This is a genomic window from Neisseria montereyensis (assembly GCF_024834045.1).
Taxonomy (GTDB): domain Bacteria; phylum Pseudomonadota; class Gammaproteobacteria; order Burkholderiales; family Neisseriaceae; genus Neisseria; species Neisseria montereyensis.
Map to the genome: position 1 here is coordinate 181585 of NZ_JANUXW010000003.1, position 14247 is coordinate 195831.

18 protein-coding genes are annotated in these 14247 nt (G+C 45.5%); 15 read left to right on the forward strand and 3 right to left on the reverse strand.

Annotation, left to right across the window (positions count from 1 at the left end; genetic code table 11):
* The first annotated feature begins 101 nt into the window (after window positions 1-101).
* The 3 genes from guaA (at window position 102) to NXS09_RS05140 (ending at window position 3761) form a co-directional block, all read left to right on the forward strand.
* Entirely contained in the window at window positions 102-1667 is a 1566-nt protein-coding gene (gene guaA / locus NXS09_RS05130) for a glutamine-hydrolyzing GMP synthase (protein ID WP_259291484.1), read from the forward strand.
* Between the two features lie 81 nt (window positions 1668-1748).
* Window positions 1749-2927: a DUF262 domain-containing protein gene (locus NXS09_RS05135; protein ID WP_259291485.1), complete on the forward strand. Its 1179-nt coding sequence runs from the start codon at window positions 1749-1751 to the stop codon at window positions 2925-2927.
* Window positions 2928-3761, forward strand: a complete 834-nt coding sequence (locus tag NXS09_RS05140) for a hypothetical protein (RefSeq protein ID WP_259291486.1) — start codon at window positions 2928-2930, stop codon at window positions 3759-3761.
* Between the two features lie 227 nt (window positions 3762-3988).
* Here NXS09_RS05140 and dapC read toward each other — a convergent pair whose 3' ends face one another.
* On the reverse strand, window positions 3989-5182 hold the full coding sequence (gene dapC, locus NXS09_RS05145; protein WP_259291487.1) for a succinyldiaminopimelate transaminase: 1194 nt from the start codon (window positions 5180-5182) through the stop codon (window positions 3989-3991).
* Window positions 5183-5384: 202 nt separating this feature from the next.
* Between dapC and hisH the strand changes: the two genes are divergently transcribed.
* The 12 genes from hisH to tatC all read left to right on the forward strand — a co-directional run bounded on the left by hisH (window position 5385) and on the right by tatC (window position 12603).
* The gene (gene hisH / locus NXS09_RS05150) at window positions 5385-6029 is read left to right on the forward strand and encodes an imidazole glycerol phosphate synthase subunit HisH (RefSeq protein ID WP_259291488.1); all 645 of its coding nucleotides are present in this window, start codon (window positions 5385-5387) and stop codon (window positions 6027-6029) included.
* 102 nt (window positions 6030-6131) lie between these two features.
* Window positions 6132-6881, forward strand: a complete 750-nt coding sequence (gene hisA / locus NXS09_RS05155; protein WP_259291489.1) for a 1-(5-phosphoribosyl)-5-[(5-phosphoribosylamino)methylideneamino]imidazole-4-carboxamide isomerase — start codon at window positions 6132-6134, stop codon at window positions 6879-6881.
* A 146-nt stretch (window positions 6882-7027) separates the two neighbouring features.
* Complete coding sequence (locus NXS09_RS05160) at window positions 7028-7345, forward strand: multidrug transporter MatE (RefSeq protein ID WP_259291490.1); 318 nt, start codon at window positions 7028-7030, stop codon at window positions 7343-7345.
* A 107-nt stretch (window positions 7346-7452) separates the two neighbouring features.
* Window positions 7453-8220, forward strand: coding sequence for an imidazole glycerol phosphate synthase subunit HisF (hisF, locus tag NXS09_RS05165; protein WP_259291491.1), 768 nt, complete (start codon window positions 7453-7455; stop codon window positions 8218-8220).
* Window positions 8221-8269: 49 nt separating this feature from the next.
* Window positions 8270-8815, forward strand: coding sequence for a CreA family protein (locus NXS09_RS05170; protein ID WP_259291492.1), 546 nt, complete (start codon window positions 8270-8272; stop codon window positions 8813-8815).
* A gap of 33 nt (window positions 8816-8848) precedes the next feature.
* Entirely contained in the window at window positions 8849-9607 is a 759-nt protein-coding gene (locus NXS09_RS05175; protein WP_259291493.1) for a sulfite exporter TauE/SafE family protein, read from the forward strand.
* Window positions 9608-9758: 151 nt separating this feature from the next.
* Entirely contained in the window at window positions 9759-10163 is a 405-nt protein-coding gene (gene hisI / locus NXS09_RS05180; RefSeq protein ID WP_259291494.1) for a phosphoribosyl-AMP cyclohydrolase, read from the forward strand.
* A gap of 97 nt (window positions 10164-10260) precedes the next feature.
* Window positions 10261-10584 carry a phosphoribosyl-ATP diphosphatase gene (locus NXS09_RS05185; RefSeq protein ID WP_259291495.1) on the forward strand — a complete coding sequence of 108 codons (324 nt, stop codon included), beginning with the start codon at window positions 10261-10263 and terminating at the stop codon, window positions 10582-10584.
* A gap of 130 nt (window positions 10585-10714) precedes the next feature.
* Window positions 10715-11038 carry a histidine triad nucleotide-binding protein gene (locus NXS09_RS05190; RefSeq protein WP_259291496.1) on the forward strand — a complete coding sequence of 108 codons (324 nt, stop codon included), beginning with the start codon at window positions 10715-10717 and terminating at the stop codon, window positions 11036-11038.
* 56 nt (window positions 11039-11094) lie between these two features.
* Window positions 11095-11292, forward strand: a complete 198-nt coding sequence (gene tatA, locus NXS09_RS05195; RefSeq protein ID WP_151051606.1) for a Sec-independent protein translocase subunit TatA — start codon at window positions 11095-11097, stop codon at window positions 11290-11292.
* A 3-nt stretch (window positions 11293-11295) separates the two neighbouring features.
* Window positions 11296-11850, forward strand: coding sequence for a Sec-independent protein translocase protein TatB (tatB, locus tag NXS09_RS05200; protein WP_259291497.1), 555 nt, complete (start codon window positions 11296-11298; stop codon window positions 11848-11850).
* A 6-nt stretch (window positions 11851-11856) separates the two neighbouring features.
* Window positions 11857-12603 (forward strand): twin-arginine translocase subunit TatC, encoded by a 747-nt coding sequence (tatC, locus tag NXS09_RS05205; RefSeq protein ID WP_259291498.1) that lies wholly within the window; start codon window positions 11857-11859, stop codon window positions 12601-12603.
* A gap of 84 nt (window positions 12604-12687) precedes the next feature.
* On the opposite strand, the gene truB is transcribed toward tatC, so the two are convergent.
* Window positions 12688-13620, reverse strand: a complete 933-nt coding sequence (gene truB, locus NXS09_RS05210; RefSeq protein ID WP_259291499.1) for a tRNA pseudouridine(55) synthase TruB — start codon at window positions 13618-13620, stop codon at window positions 12688-12690.
* Between the two features lie 98 nt (window positions 13621-13718).
* Window positions 13719-14090 (reverse strand): 30S ribosome-binding factor RbfA, encoded by a 372-nt coding sequence (gene rbfA / locus NXS09_RS05215; protein ID WP_259291500.1) that lies wholly within the window; start codon window positions 14088-14090, stop codon window positions 13719-13721.
* Window positions 14091-14247: the final 157 nt, after the last annotated feature.

Consider the following 14247-nt stretch of genomic DNA (forward strand, 5'->3'; position numbering starts at 1 on the left):
AAAATGGTACAATGCTGCCTTTTCAGACGGCCTTATTGATTACCCTGTCTGCACGATATAAATCTTTCGATACAACCTGTTCTCATCCCAAAGAAACCGCTATGACCCAAGACAAAATACTCATTCTCGATTTTGGTTCGCAAGTAACCCAACTGATTGCCCGCCGCGTACGCGAAGCGCATGTTTATTGCGAGCTGCATTCATTCGATATGCCTTTGGAAGACATTAAAGCCTTTAACCCCAAAGGGATTATTCTTTCAGGCGGCCCCAATTCCGTTTATAACTCCGATTATCAGGCCGATACCGGTATTTTCGACTTGGGCGTTCCCATTCTCGGCATTTGCTACGGCATGCAGTTTATGGCCTACCATCTCGGCGGCGAAGTTTCCCCGGGCGACCAGCGCGAATTCGGCTATGCGCAAGTGAAAACCATCGATTGCGAATTAACGCGCGATATTTTCGACCATCAGCCGAATATCTTGGATGTGTGGATGAGCCATGGCGATAAAGTATCCAAACTGCCGGAAGGTTTTGTGGTGGTAGGCGACACCCCGAGCTGCCCGATTGCCATGATGGAACATGCCGAAAAACAATTCTACGGCATTCAATTTCACCCCGAAGTTACCCATACCAAACAAGGCCGCGCGCTATTAAACCGTTTTGTTTTGGGCATCTGTAAAGCGCAACCGAGCTGGACCATGCCCAACTATATCGACGAAGCCGTTGCCAAAATCCGCGAACAGGTCGGCAGCGACGAAGTGATTCTCGGCCTTTCCGGCGGCGTGGATTCTTCGGTGGCCGCAGCCTTAATTCACCGTGCCATCGGCGACCAGCTAACCTGCGTATTTGTCGATCACGGTTTATTGCGCTTGAATGAAGGCGAAATGGTGATGGATATGTTTGCCCGCAATCTTGGCGTGAATGTGATTCATGTAGATGCGACCGATGACTTTATGGGCAAATTGGCCGGCGAAACCGACCCCGAGAAAAAACGCAAAATTATCGGCGCCGAATTTGTCGAAGTTTTCCAAAAAGAAGCCGGCAAACGCCAAAACGCCAAATGGCTGGCACAAGGCACGATTTATCCCGATGTGATTGAAAGCGCCGGCGCCAAAACCAAAAAAGCCCACGCCATTAAAAGCCATCACAATGTCGGCGGCCTGCCCGAAACATTAAACCTGCAATTACTCGAACCCTTGCGCGATTTGTTTAAAGACGAAGTGCGCGAATTAGGTGTCGCGCTCGGCCTGCCGCGCGAAATGGTATACCGCCATCCGTTCCCCGGCCCCGGCTTGGGCGTGCGTATTTTGGGCGAAGTGAAGAAAAACTATGCCGACTTACTGCGCCGTGCCGATGATATTTTTATTCAGGAATTGCGTAACCATACCGATGAAAACGGCACTTCTTGGTATGACCTCACCAGCCAAGCCTTTGCCGTGTTCCTGCCGGTGAAATCCGTCGGCGTAATGGGGGACGGCCGCACTTATGAATATGTTGTCGCCTTACGCGCCGTTGTAACCAGCGATTTTATGACCGCACACTGGGCGGAGCTGCCATATTCGCTGCTGGGCAAAGTGTCTAACCGCATTATTAACGAAGTACGCGGCATTAACCGTGTTGTGTATGACGTGAGCGGCAAACCGCCTGCTACGATTGAGTGGGAGTAGGAATTTATAGTAATATAAAATACTATAATAAATAGTATTATTTGTTTTTTAATAGACTTTTGAAATTTTGAGGATAAAAGTATGAATGACCAAGATGAAAAACTACAAATGAATAATCAATATTTGGATGATAATGAATACGAGGATGAATATGAAGATGAAGATGAAAATAATGAGCTTATGGCATATGATATTGCTGTTTTTTACAATACCTATAACTTATCAACATTAATGAAATGGTGGGGTAAAAAATTAATTGTGCCTAAATTTCAAAGATCTTATGTTTGGAATCAAAAAAAAGCATCGGAATTTGTTGACTCTATGCTTAGAGGATTACCTGTACCTTCAATGTTCTTTTATGATGATATTGAAAAAAATAGGCTTATAGTAGTAGATGGATTACAGCGATTAACGTCTTTATACAGATATATTGTTGAAGGATCTTTTAGTGGAGAAAAAAAATTTAAGTTAATTGGTAATATTCACCCAAAATGGAAAGGTAAAACGTATGAAGACCTTGAAGCAGAAGATAAAGACAGATTAGATGATGCTCTCATGAATATAACAGTAATGAGGCAACTAACTCCACACAATAGTCAATCATCAATGTATTTATCATTTCAAAGAATAAACACAGGTGGAATAACATTAAAGCCTCAAGAAATTAGAATGGCTGTATCATTTGGGGATTTCGCAATATATTTAGATGAATTAGCAACCGATACAAGGTTTGATAAATGGAAATTTTTAAGGACGGATGCCCAACGCAAAAATGATAATTATTCACCAATACAAGAACTCATCTTAAAATTTTGGGCATACTATTTTAGCTACCCTGATTTTTCTGGCTCATCCTCAAGAGGGTTGTTAGATGATTTTTTTGATGCTCAAAAAGACTTTGAAAATCCAGTTAAAAAGGAATCTAATAAGACATATTATTCTAAAGCAGATTTTGACGAAGCATTTAATGCTGCTTTCGATCTTGTAAATGAATTATCTGAACAAGATTTGTCACCATATACAAAACCAACTCAAACATATTTGGAGTCTATTTGGGTTGGATTAACTTATAGACGCTTAAAGCTTAAAAAGAATGATGATATTAGCATTGATAAACTGAAGGAGCATATTAAGAATTGGAAAGATGTTATTGGTGAAGATAAATTTTCTGAGTTATTTCAAGCACGTAGAGCATCATCAATGAAGTCTGTTAGAGGTAGAATTGAAGCAGGGATAGATTATTTTGGAGGCGATTTTTAAATGCACATATTGGATAATACTATCGAAGATATAGAATTTAGATTATCTGCAATATTTAAGGAATACGCAAAAATAGGAGATGCTACTATTCAATCATCATTTGCTTCTTACGGTTGGATTTTGTTAGATTCTTGGGTAGCTTGGAGAAGCTTACGTTATCTCTTAAGAGAAATTGATATTACTGCAGATGTTAGTAAAAAATGGTTTCAAACACCGTCTTCTTATAGTGCATCTCAATTAAAAGCAGTGTGGCAATTTAATGAAGAAACAGATACATTTTTAGAAGATAAAATAGGTAAAAAATTAAAAACATTAATAGATGACACTGTACAAAAAAAAAGAAATTCAAGCGCACATTTTAATCAAAAAGCTGAAATACAAGGGCAAGATATTCGTAATGAAATAATTCCTTATTTTAATATTTTAAAAAAAATATTTTTAATGTATGAAACAAATAAGTTTTTGATTTCTATGTGTAATAAGCTTAATCTAAAGGGGTTTAGTGAATTTAAAATTATTTATGATGATAATAATCAATATGAGCTCACATCATTTTTAAATTCTATAGAACAATATAGTAATATTTATGATGGAGTTAAAAGATATACACTATCTTTTAAGGGTAAGCCTGATAAAGAATATACTCTAATATTTTCAGATGGTGATTGTAAATGTAATATAGATGGAGGAGATGAAAAAATACTATCGAATGAGGAAGCAGAACACTATAATTTTTTCAAAAATAAAGGATTCTATAGGAATATAGATTTATTTATTGAAACATTTGAAAAAAATTTTAATATAAAAAATGTAGTTGTTCTAGATAATAGCTAAAATACTATTTAAGTAATGAATAAAGTGCATATTTTCTAATAGAAAATGATATATTATAAATGTTGGTGTTTTATTTTAATAGTTTTTTATTGAGAATAATAGGTTTTTTATAGTGAAAAATCCTAATAGATATAAAACAAGGGCGGATAAAATTATCCGCCCTTGTTTTATATTAGCTTTCAGACGGCCTTTATTACTCTATATGCCGTAAGCTTTAAAACGGTTTATTAACTTCCCCGATAAAGCGAAACAATCGTTTCAGCCGCTTTCACACACGTTTCAATATCGGCGACCAATGCAATGCGTACATAGCCTTTGCCGGGGTTGCCTTGCGGGGTGTCGCGGGCGAAGAAGCGGCCGGGTAAAACTTGGATGGCGGCTTTTTGCCAGAGATTACGGGCGAATGCCAAGTCGTCGCCGTCGGGCACGGGCAGCCAGATATAGAAAGAGGCTTCGGGTAGGCGCACGTCGAAGGCTTGTTGTAATATCGGCAGCACTTTATCGAATTTTTCCTGATAAAGGCGGCGGTTTTCGATAACGTGTTCTTCGTCGTTCCATGCGGCGATGCTGGCATATTGGATGGGCAGGCTCATGGCGCTGCCGTGATAGGTGCGGTATAGCGAAAAGGCATGGAGCAAGGCGGCATCGCCGGCGACAAAGCCGGAACGCAGGCCGGGCACGTTGGAGCGTTTGGAAAGGCTGGTAAACATCACGATGCCTTTATTGCTGCGGCCGAGTTGGGCGGCGGCTTGCAGGCAGCCGATGGGTTTGCGGCCTTGAAAATAGATTTCGGAATAGCATTCGTCGGAGGCGATAACGAAGCCGTAGCGGTCTTGCATGGCGAAGAGTTCGGCCCATTCGTCGAGCTGCATCACGCTGCCGCTGGGATTGTCGGGCGAGCAGATAAAAACCATTTTGGTACGCTGCCAGATGTCTTCGGGTATGTTTTTCCAGTCGGGGGTAAAGCGGGGCGGGCGGTTGTTGGTGAAATAGATTTCGCCGCCGCCGAGCAGGGTGGCGCCTTCGTAAACCTGATAAAAAGGGTTGGGGCTGATAACGATGGGCTTGGGGCCGTCTGAAGTGGGATCCAGCACCACTTGGGTAAATGAAAACAATGCTTCGCGCGAGCCGAGTACGGGCAGGATTTCGGTTTCGGGGTCGAGCTGCAAACCGTCATAGCGGCGTTTGGCCCAATTGGCGCAGGCTTGGCGCAGTTCGGGCAGGCCATTGGTCATGGAATATTTTTCCAAACCGGATAATGCGGCGGTTAGCGCGTCGGTGATGATTTTGGGCGCGGGGTGTTTGGGTTCGCCGATATGCAGGGGAACGGGGGCGATGCCGGCGGGGGCGGGAATATCTTTCAGGGCGGCGCGCAAACGGGCGAAGGGATAGGGTTTGAGTGTGTCGAGTAATGGATTCATAATGTTATGGATTGATGATTAATCAAAGGGCTATATCTTAGCATTAAAAAACGCAATAGGCAGGCCGTCTGAAACGATTTTTCAGACGGCCTGTTTCATGAGGGGAAAAGGTGTATAACTCAAAACGGGTTATCGGGCGGGTTTGTTTTTCTGCTATTATTCGGCGGTTAGAAAAAAGGCCGTCTGAAAGGATAAAGAGAAGATGAAAGTGGCTATTGTAGATTACGGTATGGGCAATCTGCATTCGGTTTTAAAATCGGCGCAGGCGGCGCAGAAGTTGGCGGATATTCCGGCGGAAATCATATTGACCGACCGTCCCGAAGAAGTGTTTGCCGCCGATAAAGTTATTTTTCCGGGGCAGGGCGCAATGCCGGATTGTATGGCGGCTTTGCAAAAAAGCGGCTTGGGCGAAGCGGTTTCAGACGGCCTGAAGAATAAACCTTTTTTCGGCATTTGCGTGGGCGCGCAATTGTTGTTCGACCATAGCGAAGAGGGCGACACGGCGGGCTTGGGTTGGTTTGGCGGCGAAGTGAAGCGTTTTCGCAACGATTTGCACGATGCGCATGGCGACCGCTTGAAAGTGCCGCATATGGGCTGGAACACGGTTCACCAAACGCAGGCGCACCCGCTGTTTGCCGATATTGCCCAAGATACGCGCTTTTATTTTGTGCATAGTTATTATTTTGCACCCGAGCAGTCGGATATTGTGTTGGGCACCAGCGAATATCCGGAACCGTTTGCCTGTATTGTCGGCAAAGACAATGTTTTTGCCACGCAGTTTCATACTGAAAAAAGCCATGACGGCGGTTTATTGCTGTTGCGTAATTTTTTACGCTGGAATGGCTGAGTTGTGTAGTAAAATAAGCAGGTTTTTCCAACCGTTTCAGACGGCCTTATATATATTGAGATAAAAGGCCGTCTGAATAATGATGCAGATAACGGACAGATTATGTTATTGATTCCCGCGATAGATTTAAAAGAAGGGCGTTGTGTGCGCCTGAAACAGGGCTTGATGGATCAGGCAACGGTATTTTCCGACAATCCGGCAGAAACCGCGCTGCACTGGCTGAAACAGGGTGCGCGCCGTCTTCATTTGGTCGACTTAGACGGTGCTTTTGCCGGCAAGCCGAAAAACCTTGAAGCGGTCAGCAATATTTTGCAAGAAGTGGCGAAAGATATTCCGGTGCAATTGGGCGGCGGAATCCGCGATTTGGCAACCATTGAAAAATATTTGGATTTGGGGCTGAACGATGTGATTATCGGCACGGCGGCGGTGAAAAATCCCGAATTTGTGCGCGAAGCGTGCAAAGCGTTTGAGGGGCGGATTATTGTGGGCTTGGATGCGAAAGACGGCATGGTGGCGATTGATGGCTGGGCAACGGTGACCGATTATCATGTTACCGAGTTGGGCAAACGCTTTGAAGACGACGGCGTGAACAGCATTATTTATACCGATATCGGCCGCGACGGTATGATGAGCGGTGTGAATATCGAGGCTACCGTGAAACTGGCCGAAGCCGTGCGTATCCCCGTTATCGCTTCGGGCGGCTTAACCAATCTGGACGATATCCGCGCTTTATGTGCCGTAGAAAAAAGCGGTGTGACCGGCGCGATTACGGGCAGGGCGATTTATGAGGGCAGTATTGATTTTGCCGAAGCCCAACAATTGGCCGATTCGTTAACCGCTCAAAACGCTTAATCAATAGGCCGTCTGAAAGTTATCCATACCGATTATTCAGACGGCCTACTAATAAAATAATGAAACAGCATATATAATAAAACCTTTTGTATTATTTTAATCGTTTGCAATTTATAATTATTTATCATTTTTTTTAAGGGGTAATCATGTTTCAAGCATTTATATTGGGCTTTTGGGCGGCGTGGTCGTCTGATCGCGATATTCACGCCGTTAGCGAGGGGTTGGCTTTTACCATTTTGGCTGTTTTAATCAGCATGGGTATGGCCTTTGAAATACCGTTTATCGACGGGCAATGGGTAGCGGTGAACTGCCTGCTTTGGGCTTATGCGGCGTTGGTATTAGGCATTGTAAACCGTTTTGCGCAAAACTTTATGGGTTCGTTGGTGATGGCGGCAATCGGTGCGCTGGGTTATTATTATTTCTATCTACACTTGCCGGCATGGGTGGCGGATTGGATGGCTTAAACACGGGCTGCTTCGGCAGCCTTGATTTTTCCCACGGCTGCCGAATCATGCGGTTGTTATTGCCTTATGGGTGAAATGGTTGTTTGAAAAATAAAGGAAACAAGAATATGGCATTGGCTAAGCGAATTATCCCTTGTTTGGATGTGGATAACGGCCGTGTGGTGAAAGGCGTGAATTTTGTCGGCCTGCGTGATGCGGGCAATCCTGTCGACGTGGCCAAACGTTATAACGATGAAGGCGCGGACGAATTAACCTTTCTCGATATCACCGCTTCTTCCGATAACCGCGATACCATTTTGCATGTGATTGAAGAAGTGGCTTCGCAAGTGTTTATTCCGCTCACTGTTGGCGGCGGGGTGCGTGCAGTGGCGGATATACGCCGCTTGTTGAATGCCGGTGCCGATAAGGCCAGTATTAATACGGCGGCGGTAACCCGTCCGGATTTGGTGAATGAAGCGAGTGATTTTTTCGGTTCGCAAGCGATTGTTGTGGCGATTGATGCCAAAGCGGTGAATGCGGAAAATACCCGTTGGGAAGTGTTTACACACGGCGGCCGTACGCCTACCGGTATTGATGCGGTGGAATGGGCGGTGAATATGCAGAAGCGCGGTGCCGGTGAGATTCTGCTCACCAGTATGGATAGAGACGGCACCAAAGCGGGCTTTAACCTGCCGCTCACCCGCGCGGTTTGCGAAGCGGTGGATATTCCGGTGATTGCATCGGGCGGCGTCGGCAATATTGCACACTTGATAGAGGGCGTGAAAGAGGGCAAAGCCGATGCGGTTTTGGCAGCGAGTATTTTCCACTTCGGCGAAGTGGGTATCCGCGAAGCCAAAGAAGCCATGCGTGCGGCCGGCATCGAAGTGCGCTTATAAACTTGTTTGAATCAGCCCGTCTGAAAAGGCGGAATAGGGAAAGCCATCCATGAAAAAATCGCTGTTGGTTATTTTAATGTCGTCTTTATTGGCTGCTTGCGGTGGTGGTTCGACCGATAAAATCGGTGAGGCAGATACCGTGTTTAATTTGCTCGGTAAAAACGACCGCATTGAAATTCATGCTTTCGATGATCCGCAAGTTCAGGGCGTTACCTGTTATATTTCTTATGCGAAAAAAGGCGGCTTGAAAGAAACGGTGAATCTGGAAGAAGATGCTTCCGATGCTTCGGTATCGTGTGTTCAGACGGCCGCTCAGGTCAGCTATAACGAAGCGGACGTACTCAAGCCGCAGCAAGTCTTTAAAAAAGGTTCGAGTCTGATTTTTAAAACCTTACAGGTGATGCGCTACTACGACCCGAATCGAAAAGTGTTTTCCTATATGATTTATAGTGATAGGGTGATTGAGGGTTCGCCGAAAAATGCGATGGACGCTTTTTCATGCTATACCGGCGCACCGCTTAACGCGGCGCAATCGAATGTGCCGACAGGCAAACAGGTTTTCGGCTCGTGTTTGGTCACTGTTGCGCAAAAATAATCAGGCCGTCTGAAAACAACAGAGGCAACGCTTATGGATTTGACTTATTGGCATTATCTGGCCATTGCGGCTTTAGGCATTTGCGCCAGCATTATCAATATATTGGCCGGTGGCGGTTCTAATTTTATTTTGCCGCTGCTGATGTTGTTCGGCGTGCCGCCCGATGTGGCCAATGCAAGCAACCGTGTCGGGATTTTTTTCCAATCCTTAGCCGGTATTCGCGGTTTCCAAAAAGCAGGCGTTTTGCCTACTTATGATTTGCGCGGCATTTTGTTGCCGGTCTCGGCTGGCGGTTTGGTCGGTTCTTTATTGGCTTCGGTTTTGCCCAATACTATTTTAAAACCGGCATTATTATTATGTATTCTCGGCGTGGCCATACTCACTTTTGTGAAGCCTCAGCTGTTAATGCCGTCTGAAAACATGAGCGAGCGGAAAGTATCCGAAACGCGTGCCGCATCGCTGCTTTTGTTTGGCGTGGGGATATACGGCGGCTTTGTGCAGGCGAGTGTGGCCTTTTTATTGCTGCCGGTATTGGCAGGGGTTTTGAATTACAGCCTATTGCGTGCCAATTCTTTGAAATTGGTGTGTACTTTAGCCTTTACCATCGTTTCTTTGGTGGTATTTATCATACAGGGCAAGATTTGGTGGGATGTCGGCCTGATTCTGGCGGCAGGCAATACCATTGGTTCGCTGATTGGGGTGAAAATTGCCTTGAAACTGCCGCCTGAAAAATTAAGATTGATTTTAATGGTGATGACGGTGGTAGCCGTGATTGCGGCATTTTTGAAATAAACAAAACCATGAGCCTATGAAAAGTGCTTCGGCGCGGCTTTTTTGTTATGATGCCGCACCGTTAGGCATAATGGTTTTTCTACTATAAAAACAATCAAGCCTGCCTAAATCGGCTTAATACATCATCAATCGGTTTTGAGGAGTATTGGAAATGTCCGAAGCGTTATTGGATGCGGTTAAATTTGATGAAAAGGGCTTGGTTTGCGCCATTGCCCAAGATGCGGCAACCTTGCGGGTATTGATGGTAGCATGGATGAATGCCGAAGCCCTGCAAAAAACTGCTGAAACCGGCTATGCCCATTATTACAGCCGCTCACGCGGCAAACAGTGGATGAAGGGTGAAGAATCGGGGCATACCCAAAAAGTTTTCGAGCTGCGTTTGGATTGCGACGGCGACGCGGTTATTATGTTGATCGAACAAGCCGGCGGCATTGCCTGCCATACCGGCCGGGAAAGCTGTTTCTACCGCGTTTGGCGCGACGGCGAATGGCAGATTGTCGATGCGGTATTAAAAGACGAAAAAGAAATTTACGGACATACGCATACACACGGCTAAACATGGTTACAATAACCAGGCCGTCTGAAAAAATGATGACCTGTATTTGCTGTATTGTGAAACAAGCATTTGCATGATTAGCCATTGAGGTAAAAATATGAGCGAACAGGTTTTAACCGAAATTCAGAATGTTATCGAAGAGCGCAAAAACAGTAGTCCCGAAACATCTTATGTTGCTGGGCTGTTGCATAAAGGCGAAGACAAAATTCTGAAAAAAGTGATTGAAGAAGCCGGCGAAGTATTGATGGCATCAAAAGATGGCGGTGGCGAGCATTTGGTTTATGAAGTGGCCGATTTATGGTTTCACACCCAAGTGTTGCTGGCACACCACGGTTTACGGGTTGAAGATGTGGTTAGCGAATTGGCACGCAGACAGGGGTTGTCGGGGCTGGTGGAAAAAGCTTCTCGGCAGGAAAGTTGAAATTGTATTAAAATCGGCCAAACAGCAGATGCAAGAAGCCGTCTGAAAGCTTATTTTCAGACGGCCTCTGTTGAAATATAAACATATTAAGCCGTCTGCAAATAAACAAACCGCTATTTTGGAGCTTCTGATGACCGATTGTATTTTCTGTAAGATTGCAGATAAGCAAATCCCCGCCGATATTGTGTATGAAGACAACGATATGTTGTGCTTTAAAGATATCAATCCGGCAGCGCCTGTTCATTTGCTCTTGATTCCGAAGCAGCATTTGGTTTCTTTGGCAGAAGCCGGGCCGGAGCATGAAGCCTTATTGGGTAAAATGATGGTTAAAGTGCCTGAAATCGCCGAAGCCAATGGTTTGGGATATGGTTTTAAAACGCATATCAATACCGGCAAAGGCGGCGGGCAGGAAGTGTTTCACCTACATATTCATATTATGGGTCGGCCGGTTTAAGGCGGCTTTTAATTTTTTAAATATTTTAAATAATCAAATCAAAAGGATTTTACGTTATGGGTAGTTTTTCTATTTGGCACTGGGTTATCGTTTTAGTGATTGTCGTATTGGTATTCGGTACCAAAAAATTGCGCAATGTCGGTAAAGACTTAGGCGGTGCCGTGCATGATTTCAAAAAAGGTTTGAATGAAGGCGAAGAAGGCAAGAAAGAAGACATCGTAGAGCATCAAAAAGACAACGATAAATCGGCTTAAAAAATGTTTGATTTTGGTTTTAGCGAACTACTGCTTATCGGCGTGATTGCCCTAGTGGTGCTCGGTCCGGAACGGCTGCCCAAAGCCGCGCGGGCGGCGGGCAATCTGCTTGGGCGTGCGCAGCGCATGATCAGTAGCGTTAAAGAAGAGTTGAGCGCACATGCCGATATGGAAGAATGGCGTAAAGCCAAAAGCGAATTTGAATCGACCGCTGAACAGATACGGGGTGAAATCACCAATATCGGTTCGACGGCTCGCCAAGACCTTCACGAGATTTCAGACGGCCTAAGTGTTCCCGCATGGGAGCGGTTGCCCGAGCAACACACGCCGGCCGATTTCGGCTTGGATGAAAACGGTATGCCCTTGCAGGATGCTACAGAAGAAATGCAATGGAATAACGATGATATGCCGTCTGAAACAGCCAATAGCATAGAAGGCGGCTATACTTATGCAAACAGCTTCCATACCGCTTCCATACGCAAACAAGCCATTCGGCGCAAGCGCAGTGCGCGGCCGCGCCAACGTCCCCAACCTCAGCTGCGCGTGCGCAAGAAATGAGCAACCGTGTCTGAATCCGAACAACAATATTCCCAGCCCTTAGTGGAACACTTAATCGAATTACGCCGCCGTTTGATGTGGTTGATTCTCGGTGTTTTAATCTGTTTTTTGGGGCTGATGCCGTTTTCCCAACAGCTTTATACCTTTGTTGCCAATCCGTTGATGGCAACCTTGCCTGCCAATACCAGTATGATTGCCACCGATGTGGTGGCGCCGTTTTTCGTGCCGGTAAAAGTAACCTTGATGGTGGCTTTCTTATTATCACTGCCGCACACGCTGTATCAAGTATGGGCATTTGTGGCGCCGGCACTGTATCAAAATGAAAAACGCCTAATTACGCCTTTGGTGCTTTCCAGCGTGATTTTGTTTTTTACCGGTATGGCTTTTGCTTATTTTTTAGTCTTCCCGATTATCTTTAAATTCCTAGCCGGTGTAACGCCTGTCGGCGTGAATATGGCAACCGATATTGATAAATATCTGTCGTTTGTGTTGGGGATGTTTGTCGCATTCGGCACCACTTTCGAAGTGCCGGTTGTGGTGGTATTGCTAAACCGTATGGGCGTGGTTTCCCCGGAGCAATTAAAAGTAGCGCGGCCTTATGTGATTGTCGGTGCTTTTGTGATCGCAGCGGTGATTACGCCGCCGGATATTATTTCGCAAATCATGCTGGCGGTGCCGCTGATTTTGCTCTATGAAGCCGGTTTATCGCTCTGCCGGTTTATGAAACCTGCCGATAGGGATGATGAAGATTAAGTGTATTTGAGTTATATCATAAGAGGCCGTCTGAATTTTCAGACGGCCTTTGTTTATTCATATATAAAAATTTAGTGGTTTATTTTAGGCAATATGCGCGGTACTCATTAGGCGCACGGCTTTCAGACGGCCTGTTTGTTGCTGATATTCTGCCAAGCCGATAAAGGTGTTGTCTTCGCCGTATATTCTTATCGGGCCGGATGGCAGCGGGTTAATTTGGCACGTCGGCTGTTGGCCTTTTTGTAACATATCCACCGCTTCGGGGTTTACCGTTAACTCGGGCAAATGGCGGACTAAAACATCGCAAGGCAGCAATAGGGCATCACGTTCGGTTTCCGTTAGCGTTTCCAAGTCGGTTAAAGTATGGCTTTGGGTGATATTAAATCCGGCGGTTTCCGTACGGCGTAGGGCGGTTAAATGGGCAAAGGTGCCGATGTGTTTGGCAATGTCTTCGCTTAGGGTGCGGATATAAGTGCCTTTGCTGCACCGCACATCAATCACGGCTTCGGGTGGGGCATAGTGTTGGATATCAATGTGATAAATGGTGATATTTCGCGGTTTGCGTTCAATCACAATGCCTTTGCGGGCATATTCATAAAGCGGTTTGCCTTCGTGCTTTAAAGCGGAAAACATCGGCGGCACTTGGCGGATAGTGCCTGTAAGCGCAGAGCAGGCCGTCTGAAAGTTTTCGAGGGGGATATCGGCGTTGGCGGTGTCGATAATATTGCCTTCGGCATCGCCCGTTTCGGTGGCTTCACCCAGTTTCATGGTGGCGGTGTAGGCTTTGTCGGCATCAAGTAGATATTGGGCGAATTTGGTGGCTTCGCCAAAGCAAACCGGTAATAGCCCGGTTGCCAACGGATCCAATACGCCGGTATGGCCGGCTTTTTCGGCACGGTAGAGGCGGCGTGCTTTTTGTAGGGCGGTATTGCTGGAAAGGCCTTGAGGTTTATCCAGCAGTAAAACGCCGTTAACAGGCCGTTTTTGCGGTTTTTTTATATTGGCGGAGGCGGGCATATTGTTGAAAAAACTCTTAAAAGGTCGGGAAGGTTTGGGATATCACTGATTAGTGTTTGAATAGGCCGTCTGAAATTTCAGACGGCCTGTTTATTTCATTAATCTTCTATGGGTTTTTCAGAGGCAACCTGATCAATCAAATGCGAAATGCTCATGCCGCGTTCGAGTGATTCGTCGTATTTAAAGTGTAATTCGGGGGTTTTAAACAGTTTGATGCGTTTAGATAATTCGGTGCGCAGATAGCCTTTGGCATTTTCAAGCGCTTCTTCGGTAATATCGCGGGTGTTGTCGTCTAAAACGGTATAGTGAACGGTGGCATGGCTGTAATCACGGGTAACATCCACTTCGTTGATGGTGATAAAGCCGGCACGCGGATCTTTTAAGCCGGTGCGCACAAGCTCGGCCAATTCGCGCATAATTTGTTCTTTGACGCGGTCTTGGCGGGCATAGCCGCGTTGTGGTTTTCTCATGGGATTCCTTGTTGCTGAATGAGTGAGGCCGTCTGAAATATTCAGGCGAGCTATTAGAATGAAAGCCGTTATTATACTGCTTTTCTTGATTTAAGGCTTTAATTAAGAAATGGGCAGCTTTAGACAGCCTAGAAAATTAGTCTATGAACTGAGTCGT